This is a genomic window from Sphingobium fuliginis (assembly GCF_015074805.1).
GTDB classification, from domain to species: Bacteria; Pseudomonadota; Alphaproteobacteria; order Sphingomonadales; family Sphingomonadaceae; genus Sphingobium; species Sphingobium fuliginis.
The window spans coordinates 2,935,818-2,957,043 of sequence record NZ_CP060035.1; the positions used below are offsets into that span (position 1 = coordinate 2,935,818).

Below are 21,226 nucleotides of genomic sequence, written 5' to 3' on the forward strand. Positions count from 1 at the left end.
GTTCCCCCAAAAAGTCAGGCGACATCGCGCGGCAGCGGCGAGGACAGGACGGCTGGAATGTCCGCGGGGCGCGGCGGCATCATCAGCAGCGTGTCGGAACTTTCCGCCGCCAGCCGCCGCAATATCTCCGCCCAGCGCGAACTGGCGGAGGCCGCGACCATCTCATGCGTCAGCCGCACCAGCTCATCCGCGTCGCCCGCCGCGATCAACCGGGCAAGCTGGGCGAAGCCCTCCACCAGCATCTCCAGCGGGATGGGGGAGGGCATGGCCTCGAAAATGCCGGGAATGGCGCTTTCGATCTTGTCCTCGCTGCTGTCGAACAGCTCCTCGAACAGCTTTTCGCCGGGACGAAGCCCGATGAACTTGATCGGCACGTCGATTTCCGGCCGCAGCCCGGCCATGCGGATGACGCGGCGGGCGATCTCCACGATCTTCACCGGCTCGCCCATGTCGAGGACGAAGATGGTGCCGCGTTCCGAATCCGTCTCCAACGCGCGGGCGCTGCTTTGCAGGATCAGCAGCACCGCCTCCTGCACCGTCATGAAGAAGCGTTCGATGTCGGGATGGGTGACGGTCAGGGGCTTGCCGCTGGCAAGCTGCTGCTGGAACAACGGGATCAGCGAACCGCTGGACCCCAGCACATTGCCGAAACGCACCGTCAGGAAACGCGGACTGTCCGGATCGCAACTGCCGATCAGGTCGAGCGCCTGGCAGTATAGCTCGCCCAGCCGCTTGGTCGCGCCCATCAGGCCCACCGGGTTCACAGCCTTGTCGGTCGACACCTGGATCATGGCGCGAGCCTCGAACTCGCAGACCGCGTCCGCGACGTTGCGGGTGCCCAGCACATTGGTGTGCACCCCGGCGCAGGGATTAGCCTCCACCATCGGCACATGCTTCAGCGCGGCGGCGTGGAAGACGATCTCCGGCCGCCGCCGCTCGAACACCTGCCAGAGCGCGGGACGCTGGCGGATCGAGCAGAGTTCGGCGTGGAAGCGGACATGGGGGAATTTCTCCCGCGCCTCCATCTCTATGGCGTAGAGATTATATTCGCTGTGATCGAGCAGCACGATCTCCGCCGGGGCGTAATAGGCAAGCTGGCGCACCAGTTCGCCGCCGATGGTGCCGCCCGCGCCCGTCACCATGATCCGCGCGCCGGTGACCACCCGTTCCAGATAGCTGTGCTGCACCGTGATTTCGGGCCGGCCCAGCAATTCCGCGAGCGGCATCTTCTCTATCGCCATTCGGTCGCCGCTCAGCGGCTGGGCGCTGGTCCAGGGATTGCGGAAGCGGGAGACCACCAGATTTTCCTGCTCCGCCAGCGCCGCGATGCGCAATATCTGCTGCCGGTCGAGCCGCTCGCTGCTTTCCTGCACCACCAGGCTGACCGGCCGCCGGCCTGCGCGGTCGAGGTCCGCGACGATCCGGGGGAGCATCTCGGGCGAGCCCAATATCGGCAGTCCGCCGACATGCAGCCGCCGCTCATGCCCGTCGAAGGAGATGACGCCGACGATCTCCAGGCCTGAATGGGCGTCGGTGGGGACAAGGTCCGCCATGACCCGCGCCCAATCCAGTTCGCCGAGCAGGAGGATGCGCCGGCGCGCCTGCACTGTCCGGCGGAGCCGCGCGGAGCGGACATGCTTGAAGAACTGCCGCCGCAGCACGCGCACGGCCAGCAGCGCCGCGACGGTCAGCGGCACGTCGACGGTCAGGAAGACGGTCATGGGCCCGCGCATCATCTTCTGCGGCACCAGCAATCCCGCGGTGATCATCCATATGAGCCAACTGCTGGCGAGCAGGCTGGCCGCCAGCGACAGCGCGTCGCCGATGGACAGGAAGCGCCAGCTTTGCCGATAGGTGCCGACGACGAACAGGACGCTGAGGTTCACGCCGACGAACAGGGCCATGAACCAGGGTTCCAGGAGCGTCCGGGGCATGGGCAGGTCGGACAGGATCAGCCGGGAAAGCACGAAGCTGCCCAGCATGATCAGCGCGTCCAGCGCCAGGATGACGGCCAGCCTGATCGCCCAGAAGCGCGTGGCGCCCCGCGCGGCGAAGGCGCGCGCGGCTGCGTCCAGTCGCAGGAGCATGGCGGCGGGCGGCGTTTGCGCAACGCTGTCCTGCCCGTCTGGCCTGGCTGATGCGATGTTCGGCATTCCGATGTCTCCGAGTCCATGGTCCGCCGGTTGCGGGGGCGGAGGGCTGCCTGGAGGCGCCACCCTGCATGCCGTCCGCAACCGACGGTGGCGCCAAGGCTATCGGAACGGGTGCATCGCGGTAATCGGTCGAGCGGACACTATCCTTTATCCCATGCGCAACCCGACCGGCGCGCCCTTCCGCCCATTGGGGCTATGCCACAGGCTCGATGGCGCCGGACGGCAGGGGCTGGCGGGCGCGGAGGGGAGGCGGATTGCCTCAAAGGGGTAATCTACCGATGCACCGCCGGGCTGCGGGGCGGGCTGTGATAGCTGTCTTCAAGAACTGGATCTGTCCGCCCGCCTGAAGCGGCGGTGGGGTCGTGCGCAGCAACATATGGAAAACCGGAGGGCATAAGCGCCGTGAAAGTCGTGATCCTCTCCAGCCTGTCCTGGTCGCTGATCAATTTCCGCGGGGCGCTGATCGCCCGGATGGTCGGGGAGGGGCATGAGGTCGTCGCCTGCGCCCCGGACGAGGAGCCGGAGGTGCTGGAAAGGCTGGCGCAGATGGGCGTGCGCTTCCGCCGGACGCCGATGGCGCGGGCGGGCACCAACCCGCTGCACGATGCGCGCACCTTGCTGCATTACCGGCGGCTGATGCGGGCCGAGCGGCCCGATGTGGTGGTCGCCTATACGCAGAAGCCGATCATCTATGGCGGTCTGGCGGCACGGTTGTGGAGCCGGGCGCGCTATTTCGCGATCATGAGCGGCCTTGGCTATGTGTTCAGCGAGGAGGCGGATGAGCGCCGCTGGCTGCGCGCCGTCGTGTCCCGGCTCTACCGGATCGGCGTCGCCCGGGCGCGCTGCATCTTCGTCTTCAACGGCGACGATCATCGGCTGATGCGCGAAAGCGGGATCGTTTCGCCGTCGCAGCGGGTGATGCAGGTTCCCGGTTCGGGCATCGACGTGCGCCATTTTGCCGAGCAGGCGCTGCCGGAAGGGCCCTTCACCTTCCTGATGATGGGTCGCCTGATGCGCGACAAGGGCGTGGGCGAATATGTCGATGCCGCACGGATCGTCCGGGCCCGGCGCCCCGACGTGCGTTTCCTGCTGCTGACCCGGCCGGAGACGGAAAATCCGACCGGCTACACCGCCGCCGATCTCGACCAATGGCGCGCGGCGGGGCTGATCGAATTCCTGCCGGAGACGCGTGACGTGCGGCCCTTCATCGCGTCCGCCCATGCGTTCGTGCTGCCGTCCTTCTACCGGGAGGGCCTGCCGCGCACGATATTGGAGGCGCTGGCGACCGGGCGGCCCGTCATCACCACAGATATGCCCGGCTGCCGCGAGCCGATCCGGCATGGCGTCAACGGCCTGCTCGTGCCGCCCCGCGACGGGGCCGCGCTGGCCGCCGCCATGGAAACGATGATCGCCCATCCACGGCGTGTGGCGGCCATGGCCGAAGCCGCCCGGCGGACGGCGGTCGACATCTATGATGTGGACAAGGTGAACGCCATGCTGCTGGACATCATGCAGTTGCGCGGTGCGGCCAGTGCGATGCCCATGCCAGCGCCTCCGCCCGCGCTGCTGGTGCCGGAGCGCGCATGACCGCCTGTCTGCGCCCGGCGGGATTGCTGGCGATCGGCCTTTTCGCGCTGCTTGCCCCCCTTCTGCTGCTGCTGTCCCTGCTGGTGCTGCTCTGCCTGGGGCGGCCGGTGCTGTTCCGTCAGGTCCGAAGCGGCCTGGGCGGCCGGCCCTTCGCCATGATCAAGTTCCGCAGCATGCGCGACCTGCGCGACAGCGACGGGGCCTTGCTGCCCGACGCCCGGCGGGTCACGGCCGTTGGGCAGTTCCTGCGCCGCTTCCGGCTGGACGAGCTGCCCGAACTGATCAACATCGCGCGGGGGGACATGGATTTCATAGGCCCCCGGCCGCTGCTGCCCCACAGCATCGCCGCCATGGGCCGCGACGGCGTGGAGCGCGGCAGGGTGCGGCCCGGCCTGACGGGTCTGGCGCAGGTCAGCGGCAACACGTTGCTGACCATCGAGGAAAAGCTGCGCTTCGACCTGCGCTATGTGCGCCACCGCAGCGCCCGCCTCGACGCGCAGATCATCGCGCGCACGCTGCTGGTGGTGGTCGGGGGTGAAAAAAGGATCGACTGGCATGCCGACGAAGCGCGCCCTCCTCATCGGGGCAGTTGAAACCACCCGGATCGCCTTCGAAGCGATCGCCCGCCACCCGGCATGGGACATGGCCGCCATCGTCACGCTCGATCCCGCTCTGGCCGGGCGCCATTCGGATCATGTCGACCTGCGGCCGGCGGCGCGGGAACGGGGCTGCCCGGTCATCCATGTCGACAATATCAACCGGGAGGAATCGCTGTCCGCCATCCGGGACGCGGGCGCGGACATCGCCTTCGTCATGGGCTGGTCGCAGATTTGCGGGGCCGCCTTTCGCGCGCTCTTTCACGACCGGGTGATCGGCTATCATCCTGCCGCCCTGCCCCGGTTGCGCGGCCGCGCGGCCATTCCCTGGACGATATTGCAGCAGGAACCGATCACGGCGGGAACGCTGTTCTGGATCGATGCGGGGACGGACACGGGCGACATAGTCGACCAGCAATATTTCCATGTCGCGCCGGACGAAACGGCGGCGACCCTCTACGCCAAGCATATGCGGGCGCTGGCCGTCATGCTCGACCGTGCGCTGGAACGGATCGCGGCTGGGGAGATGCCACGCATGGTCCAGGACGAAAGCTGCGCCACCTGGGCCGCGCGCCGGACTCCGGCGGACGGGCTGATCGACTGGCGGCGGTCCGCCGGCGACATATTGCGCCTGATCCGCGCAACGGGCCGCCCCTATCCCGGCGCCTTCACCCGGCTGGGCGGCGCGGACCTCCGGATCTGGGCGGCGGCGCCGTCGGACATGGGCGGGCGTCACGCGGCCCTGCCCGGACAGGTCGTGGCGCGGACGGCGGACGGCTTCACCGTGCTCTGCGGTCAGGCCACCGCCCTTATCGTCACGCAATGGAGCGGCCCGGACAAGCCGCCCAAGCTTCACGCCATTTTGGGGGATTAGCCGATGTCGCTGCCGTTCAACGCCCGCCGGATCGCGGTCGTCGCGCCCCATCCCGACGATGAGATATTGGGATGCGGCGGCACCATGGCGCGGGCGGCATCCGCTGGGGCGGAGGTGCATGTCGTCGTCGTCACCCGCGGCCAGCCGCCGCTGTTCGACGAAGAGCTGGTGCGGCAGATACGCTCCGAAACCCTGCGCGCCCACGGGATGACCGGCGTGGCAGACACCCGGTTCCTGGATTTCCCGGCGGCCGGGCTGGATCAGATCAGGCGAAGCGAACTCAATGCGGCGCTGTCGGAGGCGCTGTCGCGGATCGAGCCCGACCTGCTGCTGATCCCCTTCATCGGGGACATCCACCTCGATCATCAGATCGTCTTCAACGCAGCGCTGGTCCATGCCCGGCCGCGTGGGCCCGGCGGGCCGAGCTGCGTTATGGCCTATGAGACGCTATCGGAAACCAACTGGCTCGCCCCCGGCGTCACGCCCGCCTTCATTCCGAACATTTTCGTGGACATCAGCGAGACGATCGAACGAAAGATCGCCGCCTTCCAGACGTTCCGAACGCAGGTGAAAGCCAGCCCCGACGAGCGGTCCATAGAGGCCATTCGAGCCCTCGCGACGCTACGTGGCGCAACCGTCTATCGTTCCGCCGCTGAAGCTTTTGTTCTGGTTCGACAAATTAATTAACATGTGTTACTTCGCGGGCGAATCGCTTCATTTGCGAAACGATGTGGCAACGGGCCCGTAGACCGTTTGCGATACCACCAAAGTGGTAAGTTTGACTGCCGCTGGCGCAGCATATTGCACAAGTGGTAAGAAAAATTCAGCAACTTAACAATGCGTTAACGCCTTGTCGCGCGCACCCGAAATTTCCATTGTACATTCGGGGACTCTCACGGCACAAATATGTTACTGATAAGTTGTTGAAACGAAAAGAAAGGGTCGCACTACAGGCATTTGATTACTGGTCTTCTACATTCCGTTTGGGGCCTGCTTACGGACGTAGAAGAGATCATGAGGGGACCACCCAATGTCTTACCCAGTTAATGTGCGTCTGTTGTGCGGTAATGCGATCGTTCGGGAGGGGCTTAGCCGCATCCTGATGGAACGGGATTTCCGTGTAACCCAATATCCCAACGTGGCTACGGTGCTTCAGCAAGTCGAGGTGCCGGAAGAAGATACCGAGCCATCCCTGTTGCTGATCGACGACGGAACCGACGCGATGGATGTCGAGACGCTGTCGGTTCTGCAGAAACGTTTTCCCTGTTCCTACCTTGTCCTTCTATCCGACCGATTCGATTTCCAGATCATGCTGAAGGCGTTCCGGCTGGGGGCTCTGGCCTATATCGTCAAGGAAATCTCCTGCGACCGGCTGGTGGCGACGCTGCGGCTGGTGGCCATGGGTGAGCGCGTCCTTCCACCGCAACTGGCGGACGAACTGCAATCCCGGCCCAGCCTGACCGATGCTCTGGAAGTCGAACGCCCGGTGGATGCGGCCTGCCTGTCCGACCGGGAACTGGAAATCCTGCGCTGGCTCATCATGGGATGCCCGAACAAGGTCATCTCCAAGCGGATGGACATCAGCGAGGCGACGGTGAAGGTCCATGTGAAGGCCGTGCTGCGCAAGCTGCGCGTCAAGAACCGGACCCAGGCGGCGATCTGGGCGGCCAATCACGGCATGCGCGGGCGCGTGACGGAAGTCGAACCCGAACTGCCCGTCGCCATTCCCCATCCGGCGCAACTGCCAGTGCTGGAGATGGCGGGCGTCGCAAGCCGCGCCTGATCCGCGCATTCCTGAGGCATCGCGCGCCGGCGCGATGATGCAACGAAGAATCTGGAGCGTGCGACGGGCGTCCGATGCGACGCCGCGCGTTCCAGGGGGATCGTCATGGCCTATGATGTGAAGGGCGTGCTGACCGCACGCGCCTTGCCGATGCTGCGCGGCCGGTTTTCGGGCTTCCTGGTCAAGGGAACCCGGGGCCGGCTGGTCGCGGTGGGGCATTTGCTGTCGGGCAATTTCCTGAACGCGCTGATCATGCTGGTCAGCGTGGCGATGGCGGCCCGGTCGCTGGGACCGGCCACCTACGGCGTCATGGTGCTGGTGCTGTCCTATAATCGCGTGGTCGAACGGATATTGCGCTTCGAATCCTGGCAGCCGCTGATCCGCTTTGCCGTGGAGGAAGAATCCAGGGGCTCGCCGCGCCGGAAGCAGCGGCTTTACTGCTATGGCCTGATGCTGGACATGGGCGCAGCGGCGGTGGCGGCCTTCAGCGCGATTGGCCTGGCGTGGCTGTTCGGGCCGCTGTTGGGCCTTAAGCCCCTGCATGTGGAACTGGTGGCGATCTATTCGGTCGCGACTCTGTTCAACATCGCAGGCGTGCCGACCGCGGCGCTGCGCCTGTCCGGCCAGTTCAAGATGCTCGCCTATGCGCAGGTCGCGGGCAATGTGCTGCGCATCCTGCTCGCCTTCCTCTGCATGGTGACGCATGCCGGCGTGATCGGCTTCATGGTCGCGTGGACGGTGTCGCAGGCCCTGGGTTCGGTGCTGGTCTTCTGGGTCGGCTTCCGCGCCCTGAGACAGATGGGAATACCCAATCCGCTGCACGCCCGGCTGAAGGGGCTGGTGAAGGATTTTCCCGGCTTCTTCGGCTTCGCCTGTTCGACCAACCTGTCGCTCACCCTGCGCGTCATCACCACGGAAGCGGACTCGCTGTTCGTGGGCGCGGTGGCGGGCAGTTCGGCCGCGGCGGTCTATTATCTCGCCAAGCGCATCGCCAAGGTCGCGACCCAGGTCGGCGCCCAGGTGCAGGCGGTCGTCTATCCCGATGTCGCGCGGATGTGGGCGAACGGCAATATCCGCAATTTCCGGGCGGCCACGCTGCAGGTGCAGATGGCGTTGGCGGCGGTCGGCTTCGTCATGTTGGCTGGGGCCTGGCTGCTGGGACCGTTGCTCATCCGGGTTGGGCCGGGCGTGGCCTATTCGGAAACCTATATCCTGCTGCTGACGCAGTTGGTTGCGGTGATGCTGATGCTGCATGCCGCGCCTTCCCGGTCAGCGATGCTGGCGATGAACCGAAGCTGGACGGTCCTTGCGATCTCGGGCTTCGGAACGGCGCTGTTCGTGGCGGTCGCGGCCTATGCCGTACCCCGCTATGGACCGATCGGCGGGAATATCGCCCATGTCGTGCTGGGCGTGGTGACGGCCGTGTTGCTGGACGTGAGCTGGCTGCGGCGGGCGAAGCCCCGGCCGGTCGCGGCGAGCATGGGATGAGCCGGGCGGGAGGTGGCTATTTCAAGACCTTCCTTCTCCCTTGAAGGAGAAGAATGGGAAGCCTTGGCGACGAAGGAGCCTGGGTTGATTTGGAGGGAGGAAGCGGGTCTGCGGCCCGCGCGATCCGTTGGATCGCACCCCACTCACCCAGCTACGACTAAGGCAGCAAGCTGCCAAGTCTGCGCAGCCCTCTCCCTCAAGGGAGAGGGATAAAGCGGGTGTCCGCTTCCCACCCGTTCCGCTAATCTTCGCCCCCGCCCTTCAACAGATGCGCGACGATCTGGGTGCGGTTGGATGCGCCGTTCACCGCCATGATCGCCCGCACATGGACCTTCACCGTGCTTTCGCTGATGTTCAGCCGCTGGGCGATGTCCTTGTTGGATGCGCCCTGCGCGAGCAGGCGCAGCACGTCGCGCTGCCGCTTCGTCAGCAGCTTGAACCTGTCCACCGCCTGGGCGATCCGCTCGGTCAGGCCGTCGACCGTGTCAGGCTGGCGCCTGTGCAAGGTGGCGGCAAGCGCGGCCGGATAGACCGCCAGCCCCTCCTTCAGCAGGAAAAGCACGCGCTGCATGCTGACGATGCCAGTGCTGGAGCGCAGCAAGGCCTGCGCCCCCGCCGCGATAGCCGCCTGCATCAGCGCTTCATTGCCATGGTCCGCGATCACCAGGATCGCGGCGGCGGGCCATAGCTGCTTCGCCTGTGCGATCTGCAGCGGCAGGGCGGCGCCTTCCAGTTCGGATTCCCCGGTCTGGAACAGGATGATGTCGGGCGGCTCGCCGGCTTCCGGCTGGTCCAGGCTGGATTGCTGCAATATCCGAACGCCCGCCGTCTCCAGCGCCACGGCAATGCAGGCCCGGCGAAGCGGGCTTCCGTCGAGGATCAGCAGATTGAGACGAAGGGCATCCTCTTCCACTATTACGCTTTCGAAACGAACAGAAGGCGAAGGCGCCTCCTGCAAAGGCGGCAGGCGGCTCATGCCGCCTTGCGCGTGAAGACGTGCCGGACGCGGTCCGTCCAGCTCTGGCGGATGGGGAAGCTGTCGGAATAATAGGCGGCCGATCCCATGTAGAACTGGACCGCGTCGCCATAGCCGCGACGGGCATGGTCCTCATAATCGACCTGGTTGAACACGGCCCCGACCACCTGGTTGTTCACCATCTGGAGCGAGGCGCGCAACTGTTCGACCGTCGTATGCCCCCAGCGCACGACCATCAGCGTCGAATCCGCCAGCGAGGAGAGAGTCCGCGCATCGCGCACCGCCAGGATGGCCGGCGCGTTGATGACCACCAGGTCGAAGCGCTCGCGCAGATCGTCGAGCAGGCGGCCGACCTGCCAGCCCTGCACCACGGCGGCCGGATTGCGGATCTGTTCGCGGGTGCTGAGCACCACCGGCATCAGCGCGACGGGCGCCGCGCCTTCGGCGGCGTCATGGTCCACATGGCGTTCGGCCTGCGGGATCAGCCGGCGGCTTTCCTCTGCATGGGTCAGCACCTCGATCAGGTCCGGCGTGTCGGAACCGTCCTGGATCGAACGCAGGATGCTGGGGCCGGGGCGGCGCAGGTCGAGGTCGACCACGATGGCGCGGCGGCCCATGGACGCGGCGGCCGCCGCCAGCGTCAGCGCGACGCTGGACTTGCCGTCGCCCGGCAGCGGCGATGTCACCAGCACCCGCTGGCTGGTTCCCTGATGGGGCAGTTCCCCGATCTCGCTGGCCAGGTTGCGGGCCACCTCCGTGAACAGGGACTGCGGCTGGGTGGTCACCGGATTGTCCTCGATCGTGGTGCCGATCGATTCCTCCAGCTTCGGCAGCATCGCCAGCGTGCGAAGGCCGAAGAGGCGGCGAAGCTGGTCCCCGCTGCGCAGCCGGTTGTCGAACATCTCGATCCCCAGCACGATCAGGAAGGCGAGGACGGACGAGCCGACGAACGCGGCCAGCGCCATCTTCTTGGGTGCGGGCGCGACAGGCTGGAGCGGCACCGCCGCCGCCGAGACCATGGTCGAGTTGACGCCGGTGGTCTGCAATTCCGACTGCACCGTCTGGGCGCGCTGCGCCGTGGTGAGATAGGCCTGCCGCGCGACCTCCGCCCGGCGGTCGAGGATGGAGAGATCGACCAGATTGGCGTTGTTGCGGAAGGCGGCGCCGGTCATGGCGTTGAGCTTCGCCTGCAACTGGCCGGCCCGGGCAGAGGCAGCGTTCGCCTCCGCCAGCGCCATCGCCCGTTCGCGCCCGGCATCGGTGTCGTTCCGGGTCTGCTGGGTCGCGACGACGGAGGCGCGCTCCTGCACCAGCGCCCTGCTCACCTGTGCGATCTGGGCCGACAGCGCCTGCATCTGCGGATGGTTGGCGCCCATCTGGACGGAGATTTCGGAGCGCTGGCGGATCAGGTCGTCATATTGCTTCTGCAGATTGTCGAGCGCGGGGGAGGTCGCGCCCGCCACCGTCCGCATGCTGGCGGCGCGGCTGACGCCGGCGGCCTGCGCCTGCATCGCGCTGCTCATCGCGGCGGTGGACGCCGCCTCCACGGCGATGCGGTTCATCTGCTGATAGTCCTCCGCGCTGCCAGCGCCCATCGGCATCAGGTGCTGGCGGCGGAAATCGGCAACGGCGCGCTCGGCCAGCTCTACCTCATGGGCGAGGCGCCTGGTTTCCTTGTCGAGCGCGGTGCTGAGACCGTTGCGCCATGTCTGGCGGCGCTGGGAGCGCATCTTCTGCAGGCTGTCGACGAAGCGGTTGGCGATGCGCGCGGCCAGTTCCGCCTTGCGCGACTGGACCGTGATGTCGATGAAGTCGGAATCGGTCGAACTGACTACGCGGGTGGTCTTGGTAAGCTGCACGGCCGCCTGCTGCACCGTCATCTGCACGCCATGGGTGAAGGCCTGGTTGCGATTGAGGTTGAGGTCGCGCACCACCTGCTCCGCCAGCGCCTGCGACCGGTACATGCGCGCCTCATTGGCGACGCGCTGCTGGTTGCGGGTCGCGTCGGCCTGGTTGGAACCGGTGGAATCGTTGAGCTCCACCTGCACGGTCGCCGTCGCTTCATAGCGATTGGGCAGTTGCAACTGGACGATCAGCACCACCACGACGCAGGCGATGACGATGCTGGCCACCAGCTTCATGTGGCGGTGGAGCAGGAACCAGATCTGCCGCGCGGACATCTGCTGCAACTCGAAGGACAGGTCGCGCGGCTTTTCCGCGCCGCCGCCCGGCGCGGCGCCATCGATCAGAGTGAGCTGTGCAGACGCCATGATAGTCTCCCGGTCGCATCGGCGCGCGGACGCGCCCGCCGTCAGGGCCGTCCCCAATGCAGCGATAGTGCGGGTTGCGGCGGAAGAGCGCAAAAGCGCATCGGGGACCGGCGATGCGCATAGGTGCTAAACCCTTCGGATCAAGGCGGGGGCTCATGCCCTGTCCTGACCGAAAACCCATCGATGGCGTCTCGAACCCGCCAGCAATGGGTCCAGAGCCTACACATTTCTGATGCGTGTCTGACTATTCCGGATCGCCCCATTCCGCGCCATTGTGCGAAAGTTGATCGAGGATAAGAACGCTCCGCACGAGGGGACCGGCCATGATCGCGGAGCTGGCATATCAGGAACTGGAACCGGGATCGCTCGCCCGGCTGTTCGGGGCTGGCCATGCCGCGGTGCTGGTGCGTTGCCCGGAAATCGTGGCCGAGCTGTGGCGCGGCCTGCTGGAGGACAGGGCGGAGCAGATGCCCTGGGAGGCGCCGCTGGTCGACATCGCCCGCAACTATCACGGCAGCGGCGACATCACCGCCAGCCTGGGCGACCTCTTCTACTTCCAGCCCGGACGCCATGGCTATATCGCCCGGAAAATGGCCCTGTCACGCGAGGCGGGGGAGGATCATGCCACCGTGCGCCCCGCCTATTTCGTGCAGGGTGGGCAGCATTATGCCCCCGGTCAGGCGCTGCTGGACCGGTGCTGGGCCATCGGCTGGCGGTTGATGACGGCGCTCGCGCCGGAGGGGACGCCGCCTGGGGATTTCCATGTCGTGGTGCAAAGGCTGAAATATCAGGAAAGCGCGGGCGATTTCGAGCGGCTGGGCGCGCTGGCGCGCAATTCCCTGGGGCGCTGGGGCCGTGCGGGCTGCGCGCTGGATGAAAGGCGGTGGCAGGCGGCTGGGGTGCTCAGCCCGCGCGGCCTGTCCGACCTCTATGGCCTGTTGGCCGATGTGCCGGTCCTTGGGCGGTTGTTGCAGGGCATCAACCGCCTGTTGCTGCGCCGCGACCGTAGCAGGGACATCGCGCCGGGCCAGAAGCTGATCGAGGGCGCGCATTTCGACTATCGCTATTTTTCCGCCCTGTGCGGCGAACGGACGCAGATGCTGACGCAGGTCTTTGCCGGCGGGCGATGGATAGACCTGCCGATCGACCGCGCGACGCTGGCCGTCTTCCCCGGCAGCATGGCGACGCAGGCCTATGGCATGCAGCACGTGCTGCACCGCGTGCTGCATGTGGAAAACCCCGGCCAGGCCGGCGGCGATCCGCGGACGGACAATGTGACGCTGCTGATCGGGTCGGCTTAAGCGGGGGCAGGACAGAAGGAGACAGGGATTTTCACCTTTGGGTGAGGGCCTTCGCGGGAGCATGTCGCGTTTCAAAGGGCAAAACCGATTGAATCCCGTCCTTGCCTATAATTCCGGCAGGGGCTGCGGCCCGACAGGCCGCGCATAGATCAGCCGCGCCGCTTCCGGCCTTGCCTTGCGGGGGACATAGATCGTCGCCAGCGCCACCATCACCGGCATCACCCACATGCGCGAATACATGTGCGGGTAGGACAGGGTGTAGATCAGGAACACCAGCACCACCGCCACCGCCATTGCGCCCTTGTCGCGGCTGGTGCGCAGTCCGTTCGCCGCCAGCAGGGCGATCAGGCCCAGCAGGAGGATCAGCCCGCAAAAGGCGATCGCCCCGCCCTCGTTCCAGATCAGCAGGAACAGGTTATGCACCGGATTGTCATAGGCGCTGAGTTCGCGATAGCGGTCCACGCCCATGCCGATGACGGTATAGTCCTCGGCAAAGCCCCAGGCTTCCTCCATGAGCTGCGACCTGTTGAGGAATGTCCCCGCCTGGTTGATGTCGCCGCTTTCCACGGCATTGCCGACGCGCTCCTGGAAAGCCTTGGGCAGCGGGGCGCCGCTGGCGAAGAACAGCCCGGCCGCCACCGCCACCGCCAGCCCCAGGCGGAAGATGTAGCGAACGCCCATCAGCAGCAATGTGGTGAAGATCGCCAGCAGCGAGGCAGAAAATCCGGTGAAGGACGCGCTCAGCATCAGGCCCCAGAGCAGCAGGATCAGGCAGGCGACTCCGGCAAGGCCGCCGATCAGCCGATGGCGCATCGAATAGAGCAGCATCGGCAGCGAGAAGGCGACCACCGCGCCGTTGGGATTGGGCTGGCCCGCCATGGACCCCAGGCGCCCATTGCCGGTGATGAAGCCGTCGCCCAGCCAGTGCAGCGTGTCGTGATAGGTCAGGAAGGCGCTGGCGGCGATGCCGACCGCTTCGGAACAGGCGATGCCCAGCATGAAGATCAGCGGCGCCTTGCGGATCGTGCCTTCCTCCTGCTGCATCAGCAGGATCGGGATGCAGAGGAAGGCGACGGTATATTGCAGGGCGATGTTCACCCAGCGCAGCGGATCGCCGTTGATGATCGATCCGATGAACAGCCCGCCCAGCATCATCACCAGCCCCGCGAGCCAGAAGGGCGTGAGCGAGCGGAAGGGCGTGACGCTCAGCCGCCCGCGCAACGCGGAGATGGAGAAGCTGATGAGGAAGAAGAGGTCGGAAAAGGTGAGATTGATCTGGCCGACGCGCAGCAGGCCCCAACCGCTGAGGAAGATCGCCGTCATCAGGCACCAGCGCGCGATTCTGTCCCAGATTTCCTCATGCGCCGCGAAAATATCCGTCGCGGCGGCCGATGCGGGACCATGGGAGGCGGGGCTGGCGAGAGTCGTCACGGTGGCATAGGCTGGGCCTGGCGACCGCTCCGCGCAAACGCCCTTCGGGGCAGGGCATCGGGCGATTCCAGCCAGCCCGCCTTATCCGAATTTGCCGGAGGATCAGCCTTGTGATCCGTTGAAATGGCCTTGGGACTGACGGGATAACGGCAGCCCGAGCGCCGCCGGACCGGCAGGCGTCTCGTGCGACGAGGATAAGCCTGGTGACGGATGCGATCCTGCCCCTGCGCGACAGCGAACCGCCGGCGACGGTGGAGCGGACCGTCGATCCTTCGACTCGTGCCGCGCGGCAGGGACCGGTCAAGCTGATCTATGTGGCCGGCTACGGGCGGAGCGGGACGACCCTGCTCGACATCGCGCTGGGCGAGCATCCGGCGATCATGGGCGCGGGTGAGGTGACGACGCTGGCACGGCATGTCTGGGACCGGGGTGAATATTGCGCATGCGGAGCGCGGGTGCGGGACTGTCCGCAATGGCGCGCCATCGTCACGGGCTGGACGCAGGGCGAGCCGGATGGCTTTCTGGCCCGTTACCGCCGCACGCAGGAGCGGACGGAGGCGCTGCTGGCCCCGGCACGGCTGCTGCGGCTGCCGGGATGGCGGGACCATGTTCGCCGGACCGTGAAATTGCTGCGCGGCATGGCGCTGGTGTCGGGGCGGCCGGTACTGGTCGATTCCTCGAAGCTGCCCGGCCGGGCCTTTGCGCTGGCGGCCATGCCGGGCATCGACCTGCATGTCGTGCATGTGGTGCGCGACGGGCGCGGCGTCGCCTGGTCGCTGATGAAGGGGCATGGCCGCAGCGTTGAGAAGGGGGTGCAGCGTGAATTGCGGCCCAAGCCCCTGCTTTACACCGCCCTGCGCTGGTCGATGGTGAACATCGCCGCGGAGATGCTGTGCCGCCGGGTCGGGCCGGGGCGCTGCATCCGGGTGCGATATGAGGATTTTGTCGACGATCCACGCGGCATTATCGGGCGGATCGTCGCGCTGGTGGGGGAAATGCCACATCTGCCCGCCACCGGCCTCGCCCCCTTCGCGCCGCAGCACCAGGTCGCGGGAAGCCGCCACCGCATGCAGAAATCGCTCAGCATCAAGGGCGACGACAAGTGGAAGCGCGAAATGCCGGGGTGGAAGCAGCGGCTTTTCACTCTGTTGTGCGCGCCCTTGCTGCGACGTTACGGCTATGCGCTGCGCAGCGGGGACGAATCATGAGGCGGCGGCTGGTCGGCATGCTGCTGCCCATTGTGATGGCGGGCTGTTCGGGCGCGGGCAGCGAATCGCGGGCGCAGCCGGTGAGGGGCGAACCCGCCTTTCCCGGCGCGGTCGGCTATGGAGCGGCGGCCAGGGGCGGGCGTGGCGGGCAGGTCATCGCCGTCGATACGCTGGCCGACGGCGGTCCGGGCTCCCTGCGCGCCTGCATCGAAGCCACGGGCCCGCGCGTCTGCATATTCCGGGTGAGCGGCACGATCCGCTTCACCACGCGCCCGCCGGTGATAACCAACCCCTATCTCTCCATAGCGGGGCAAACGGCGCCGGGCGGCGGCATCGTCATCGCCCATGCGGGCGGCGCGGAAGGGCGCACGCCGATCCTGATCAAGAACACGCACGACATCGTCATCCGCCATATCCGCGTCCGCAACGACCGCACCGGCGCCCATCGCGGGTCGGAAGACAGTTTCACCATAGAGAACAGCCATCAGGTCATCATCGACCATGTGAGCGCAAGCTGGGCGCGGGACGAGCTGATCAACGGCTATGGCGACAATGACTGGATCACGATCAGCAACTCGATCTTCGCGGAGGGGATACCGCGGCACGACAAATGCGCGCTGCTGGCGAGCGATCCCAGGGGGCCGCAGCATTTAAGCTTCATCGGCAATATCTGCGCCCATAATGGCGACCGCAATCCGGACCTCAATTTCCCCCCCGGCTCCTGCGCGGAGGTGATCAACAACATCCTCTATAACGGCCAGTCGGAATTTGCGGAGATATGGGAAAGCTTCGGCGGCGTGCCCGTCTCGCTGATCGGCAACAGCTTCGTCGCGGGGCGGAACACCCGGCCCGACACGATCGGCGTGGCGCGCAACGTCATGGGGTCGAAGGGGACGGCGAAGGTCTATCTGGCCGACAACCGTTTCGACGGGGATTTCGTCCATCTCTCTCCCCTGCTGAAGGCGGCGGAGGTGGACCGGCCGCCCTGCCCGCCGACCATCGCCGCCGAACCGGCCGACGCGGCCTACAAGGCGGTGCTGAGCGACGCCGGCGCCTTCCCCCGCGACCCGTTCGACCGGCGGATCGTCAAGCAGGTGCGCGAGCGCAAGGGGCATATCGTGAAGCAGCCCGGCCTGATCGACGATCCGGAACCGGGGACGCCCTATGCCGACGCGGACGGAGACGGCATGGACGACCGGTGGGAGGCGGAGCATGGCGCCGATCCGCGCAAGGCCGATCCATGGGCCGACGCCGACGGAGACGGGCTGGCCAATCTCGACCAGTTTCTGGACCAGCGGGCGCGCGACCTGATGGACGGGGTGACGCCATGAATGCGCCCTTGCCCCGCCTGACGCCTGCGGATGCCGCGCCGGACGAGCGCCTGCGCATCTGCTTCCCCTTTTCCGGGGACAGCATCGGCGGCAGCCATATTTCGGTGCGGGGGCTGATCGGGCATCTCGACCCGGCGCTCTACCGTCCGCTGGTGGTGACGGAGGTGCCCGGCGGCATGATCGCCAATTTCTTCGCCGGGCATGAGCAGATGGACGACCCCGCCGCCCACGGGCTCTTCGTGCCGGGCGAGGCCTTCACCCTGCGGAAATTCGGACGGACGCTGGGCGGCGTTCTGCCGCGTGCCCGGTTCCTGCGGCGCAACCGGGTCGACATCGTCCATGTCAATGACGGGCGGAGCAGCGCCAACTGGGCGTTGCCGGCGCGGCTGGCCGGGGCGAAGCTGATCTGGCACCATCGCGGCGATCCCGGCGCGCTGGGCCTGCGCCTGCTCGCACCCGCGCTGGCGCATCGGGTGCTGGCGGTTTCGTCCTTCGCTTTGCCGCCCGCCGGCATCTGGTCGGCGCGAAACCGGGCCTCGGTGATCCACAGTCCCTTCGACACGACGCTGGAGGTGGACCGGACCAGAGCGCGGGAGGCGCTGATCCGCGAGTTGGGCGTATCGCCCGATACGTTGCTGCTGGGCTATTTCGGCGCTTTCGTGCCGAGGAAGCGGCCCCTGCTGTTCGTCGACATGATCGCCCGGCTGACGGACGCGAGGGGAGGGCCGGTCATGGGCCTGATGTTCGGGGAGGCGCGCGTGCCCGCCATGGACATCGCCCTGCGCAGGCGGATCGCGGAAAAGGGCGTGGAGGATCGGGTGAGGGTGATGGGCTATCGCACGCCCGGACCCTTCTGGATCGCCGCCTGCGACAGGCTGGTCGTGCCCGCCGTGGGCGAGCCGTTCGGGCGGACATTGGTGGAGGCGATGCTGGTCGGCACGCCCATCGTCGCCGCCCGGTCCGGCGGCAATGTCGAGGCGCTGGAGGGCGGCGTCGGCCTGCTGGTCGAGCCGGACGACGCCGGGGCGCTGGCCCGGGCCTGCGCCGATCCGGGCGACGTCCGCGCCATGGCCCTGCGCGCCCGTGCCGATGCCCGCGCCCGCTTCAGCGAAGCCGCGCATTGCGCCAAGGTCTGCGCCATCTACGAAGCGTTGCGGCCATGATGGGCGTGGTGAAGCGGCATTTCCTCTGGGCGGCGCTGTTCAGTGCGCTCGCCAATCTGCTGTTCCTCGCGCCGACGCTCTACATGCTGCAAATCTATGACCGGGTCGTGCCGACGCGGGGCGGGACCACGCTCGCCTTCCTGACGGTGGCGCTGCTGCTGGCCTATGCCACCCTCTCCCTGCTGGAATATATCCGCTCGCGCATATTGGTGCGGGCGAGCATCGGGCTGGACCGGCGGCTGGCGCGGACGCTGATCGCCGCCACGCTGCGCCAGCAGGCGGGGGAGGGGATCGGGCGCAGGAGCCGCCAGCCGATCCGCGAATGCGATCAACTCCGCCAGACGCTGACCGGTCCGGCCATGTTCGCGCTGTTCGACGCGCCGTGGACGCCGATCTACATCCTCGTCTGCGCGCTGATCCACCCGCTGATCGGGCTGATGGCGCTGGCAGGCAGCCTGACGCTGGTGGCCATCGCCTGGGCCAGCGACCGGGCGACGCGCCGGCCCCTTTTGCAGGCCAATGCCGCCGCGAACCTGTCCTACAGCAGCCAGGAACAGACGATGCAGGGGGCCGAAGCGGTGCGGGCGCTGGGCATGCAGGGCGCGATGGTCCGACGGCACCTTGCCGAAAGGGAGGACATGCTCGGCTGGCAGGCGGAGGCCAGCTTCGCCGCTGGCAGCCGCATGGCGGTGAGCCGCTTCCTGCGCAACATGCTGCAATCCGGCGCGCTGGGACTGGGGGCGTTGCTGGCGATAGACGGGCAGATTTCCGGCGGCGCGATCTTCGCCTCCTCCTTCCTGCTGGGGCGGGCGGTGGCGCCGGTCGACCAGCTTGTGGGAAGCTGGCGCAGCTTCGTCGCGGCGAGGGCCTCCCATGGGGAGGTCATGGCCTGGCTCGACGGCGCGGCGGACGACATGCCCCAGACCAGCCTGCCTCGCCCGAAAGGCCGGGTGGATGTGGAGCGCGTGACCATCGAGGATCCGCATTCCCAACGGCTGATCCTCAACAACCTCTCCTTCACAGTCGGACCGGGGGAGATGGTCGCGGTGATCGGCGCGAGCGGCGCGGGCAAGTCCACGCTGGCGCGGCTGGTGGCGGGCGCCATCGCCTGCGACCGGGGCGAAATCCGCATCGACGGGGCGGAACGGTCGCAATGGGACGGCGATGCGCTGGCGGTGCATGTCGGCTATATGCCGCAGCAACTTTCCCTTTTCGCCGGGTCGATCCGCGACAATATCGCCCGCTTTGCCGATCCGGACGCCGACGCGCGGATAGACGCCGACGTCATTGCGGCGGCACAGGCGTGCGGCGTGCATGAGATGATCCTGCGACTGCCGCAGGGCTATGACACCATGCTGGGCTGGGGCGGCATGGGGCTGTCCATGGGCCAGACGCAGCGGATCGCGCTGGCCCGCGCCCTGTTCCGCGACCCGGCGGTGCTGATCCTGGACGAACCCAATGCGCATCTCGATTCCGATGGGGAGGCGCAACTGATCGCGGCATTGGCCAGGGCCAAGGCGCGCGGCGCGGCGATCATGGTGACGGCGCACCGGACCGGCCTGCTGGGACCGGCGGACCGCATACTCGTGCTGGACAATGGCCGCATGCGGATGAGCGGGCCACGCGATCAGGTGCTGGGCGCGCTGACCCGTCCCCGTCCCGCGCCTGTGGCGGGAGCGGCCTGATGCTGATGCGGACCACACGGCCTTTGCTGTTGCCGCCGCCCGGCCCGCCGCCGCCGGTGGCGGTCGACCCCAGGCCGGAGGTGCGCGGCGGCCTGCTGGTGGCGGCGGCGTTTTTCCTGCTGTTCCTCGGCTGGGCGGCCTTTGCCCGACTGGACGCGGCGGCGCTGGCGCCGGGCCGGACGACCGTGGCCGGCCAAAGGCAGAGCGTGCAGCATCGCGACGGCGGCATCGTTGCGGCGATCCTGGTGAAGGAGGGGCAGCGCGTCCGGCAGGGCGAAGTTCTGATCCGGCTGGCCGCGCCTGCCGTGGCCGCGCAGGAACGGGTGCTGGCGTCTCAGGCGATCTGGCTGATCGCCCAGCGCGCCCGTTTGCGCGCCGAACAGGCTGGGGCGGGGATGGAGGCGCCGGTGGAGTTCCGCACGCTGACCGGGGACGACCGCGCCGATGCGCAGGCGGCGATGCGCGCGCAGCAGGCGCAGATGGCGGCGCGGTCGGCGCTGCTCGGCACGCAACAGGGCGTGGCGATGCATGAGGGGAGCCAGGCCGGGTCTCAGGCCATGGGCTATCGCGAGCAGGTCGCCTCCGTGATCGAGCAGGAGCGGCTCATCACCGACGAACTGGAGAGCCTGCGCACCGTGGCGGAGAAGGGCTTCGTCAGCAAGACGCGCATCCGCGCGCTGGAGCGGGCCAGGGCGGACCTGATCGGCCAGCGCGGTCGCCTGAGCGCGGCGCGCGACAGTGCGGCCAATATGGTGGGCGAAGCGCGGCTGAAGGCGCTGGAGGCGAAGCAGAATCTTCAGGAAAAGGTGACCTCCGACCTGCGCGATACCGAAGCGCTGCTGGGCGACGTGCTGCCCAAATGGAGCGCGGCGCGGGACGAACTTGCCCGGACGCAGGTGCGCGCGCCGGTTAGCGGGACGGTGGTGGGCCTCAGCGTGCATACGGTGGGCGGGGTGATCGCGGCGGGACAGACGCTGATGGACATCGTGCCGCGCGATTCCGCCGTCGTGATCGAGGCGCGCTTTTCCCCCGCCGATGTGGACGATCTGGCGGTGGGGCAGAAGGCGGAGATACGCTTCGCCGGCTTTCCGGGGCGCAGCCTGCCGATCATAGAGGGCAAGGTGACGCGCATATCGGCGGACAGCTTCGTCGAGGAGAAGACGGGCATCGCCTATTTCGCGGGAGAAGTGACCATCGCCCCCGATCAGATCGCGCTGATCCGGCAATATCGGGAAGGCGATTTCGCGATGAAGCCGGGCATGCCGGTGGAGGTGGTCGTGCCGCTGCGGCGGCGGACGGCGCTGCAATATATGATCGATCCCCTTGCCGATACGATGTGGCGCTCCTTCCGCGAGCAGTAGACGTTGTTCCTACACCCAT

Annotated in this window: 16 protein-coding genes; 12 read left to right on the top strand and 4 right to left on the bottom strand. The window is 67.3% G+C overall.

Annotated features, from left to right (window positions below; translation table 11 throughout):
• Window positions 1–14 precede the first annotated feature (14 nt).
• Window positions 15–2,153: a polysaccharide biosynthesis protein gene (locus H5V43_RS14255; RefSeq protein ID WP_025550782.1), complete on the bottom strand. Its 2,139-nt coding sequence runs from the start codon at window positions 2,151–2,153 to the stop codon at window positions 15–17.
• 402 nt (window positions 2,154–2,555) lie between these two features.
• Between H5V43_RS14255 and H5V43_RS14260 the strand changes: the two genes are divergently transcribed.
• From H5V43_RS14260 to H5V43_RS14285, 6 genes are all read left to right on the top strand, one after another.
• The gene (locus tag H5V43_RS14260; RefSeq protein ID WP_025550784.1) at window positions 2,556–3,740 is read left to right on the top strand and encodes a glycosyltransferase family 4 protein; all 1,185 of its coding nucleotides are present in this window, start codon (window positions 2,556–2,558) and stop codon (window positions 3,738–3,740) included.
• Window positions 3,737–4,333, top strand: coding sequence for a sugar transferase (locus H5V43_RS14265; protein WP_025550786.1), 597 nt, complete (start codon window positions 3,737–3,739; stop codon window positions 4,331–4,333). Before H5V43_RS14260 ends, H5V43_RS14265 begins: the two co-directional genes overlap by 4 nt.
• Window positions 4,296–5,210, top strand: coding sequence for a formyltransferase family protein (locus tag H5V43_RS14270; protein ID WP_025550788.1), 915 nt, complete (start codon window positions 4,296–4,298; stop codon window positions 5,208–5,210). The genes H5V43_RS14265 and H5V43_RS14270 overlap by 38 nt, the downstream gene beginning before the upstream one ends.
• A gap of 3 nt (window positions 5,211–5,213) precedes the next feature.
• Complete coding sequence (locus H5V43_RS14275) at window positions 5,214–5,897, top strand: PIG-L deacetylase family protein (RefSeq protein ID WP_025550790.1); 684 nt, start codon at window positions 5,214–5,216, stop codon at window positions 5,895–5,897.
• 343 nt (window positions 5,898–6,240) lie between these two features.
• Entirely contained in the window at window positions 6,241–6,993 is a 753-nt protein-coding gene (locus H5V43_RS14280) for a LuxR C-terminal-related transcriptional regulator (RefSeq protein WP_025550792.1), read from the top strand.
• A 105-nt stretch (window positions 6,994–7,098) separates the two neighbouring features.
• Window positions 7,099–8,481 (top strand): lipopolysaccharide biosynthesis protein, encoded by a 1,383-nt coding sequence (locus tag H5V43_RS14285; protein ID WP_193666703.1) that lies wholly within the window; start codon window positions 7,099–7,101, stop codon window positions 8,479–8,481.
• Between the two features lie 241 nt (window positions 8,482–8,722).
• Here the strand turns inward: H5V43_RS14285 and H5V43_RS14290 are convergent, their stop codons facing one another.
• Together H5V43_RS14290 and H5V43_RS14295 are read right to left on the bottom strand one after the other, a co-directional pair.
• On the bottom strand, window positions 8,723–9,394 hold the full coding sequence (locus tag H5V43_RS14290) for a helix-turn-helix transcriptional regulator (RefSeq protein WP_025550573.1): 672 nt from the start codon (window positions 9,392–9,394) through the stop codon (window positions 8,723–8,725).
• Window positions 9,395–9,453: 59 nt separating this feature from the next.
• Window positions 9,454–11,727 carry a GumC family protein gene (locus tag H5V43_RS14295; RefSeq protein WP_025550571.1) on the bottom strand — a complete coding sequence of 758 codons (2,274 nt, stop codon included), beginning with the start codon at window positions 11,725–11,727 and terminating at the stop codon, window positions 9,454–9,456.
• A 323-nt stretch (window positions 11,728–12,050) separates the two neighbouring features.
• Between H5V43_RS14295 and H5V43_RS14300 the strand changes: the two genes are divergently transcribed.
• Window positions 12,051–13,028, top strand: a complete 978-nt coding sequence (locus tag H5V43_RS14300) for a 2OG-Fe(II) oxygenase family protein (protein WP_025550569.1) — start codon at window positions 12,051–12,053, stop codon at window positions 13,026–13,028.
• A gap of 105 nt (window positions 13,029–13,133) precedes the next feature.
• Here H5V43_RS14300 and H5V43_RS14305 read toward each other — a convergent pair whose 3' ends face one another.
• A complete protein-coding gene (locus H5V43_RS14305) occupies window positions 13,134–14,459 on the bottom strand; it encodes an O-antigen ligase family protein (RefSeq protein ID WP_025550567.1) in 1,326 nt (441 codons plus the stop codon).
• Window positions 14,460–14,662: 203 nt separating this feature from the next.
• Here H5V43_RS14305 and H5V43_RS14310 point away from each other — a divergent pair, with 203 nt between their 5' ends.
• The 5 genes from H5V43_RS14310 to H5V43_RS14330 are packed head-to-tail and all read left to right on the top strand — an operon-like array spanning window position 14,663 to window position 21,207.
• Entirely contained in the window at window positions 14,663–15,667 is a 1,005-nt protein-coding gene (locus tag H5V43_RS14310; protein WP_025550565.1) for a sulfotransferase family protein, read from the top strand.
• Window positions 15,664–16,998 (top strand): pectate lyase family protein, encoded by a 1,335-nt coding sequence (locus H5V43_RS14315; protein ID WP_025550563.1) that lies wholly within the window; start codon window positions 15,664–15,666, stop codon window positions 16,996–16,998. The genes H5V43_RS14310 and H5V43_RS14315 overlap by 4 nt, the downstream gene beginning before the upstream one ends.
• Entirely contained in the window at window positions 16,995–18,161 is a 1,167-nt protein-coding gene (locus H5V43_RS14320) for a glycosyltransferase (protein ID WP_025550561.1), read from the top strand. The genes H5V43_RS14315 and H5V43_RS14320 overlap by 4 nt, the downstream gene beginning before the upstream one ends.
• Window positions 18,158–19,846, top strand: a complete 1,689-nt coding sequence (locus H5V43_RS14325; RefSeq protein WP_025550559.1) for a type I secretion system permease/ATPase — start codon at window positions 18,158–18,160, stop codon at window positions 19,844–19,846. The genes H5V43_RS14320 and H5V43_RS14325 overlap by 4 nt, the downstream gene beginning before the upstream one ends.
• The gene (locus H5V43_RS14330) at window positions 19,846–21,207 is read left to right on the top strand and encodes an HlyD family type I secretion periplasmic adaptor subunit (protein ID WP_025550557.1); all 1,362 of its coding nucleotides are present in this window, start codon (window positions 19,846–19,848) and stop codon (window positions 21,205–21,207) included. Before H5V43_RS14325 ends, H5V43_RS14330 begins: the two co-directional genes overlap by 1 nt.
• Window positions 21,208–21,226 lie beyond the last annotated feature (19 nt).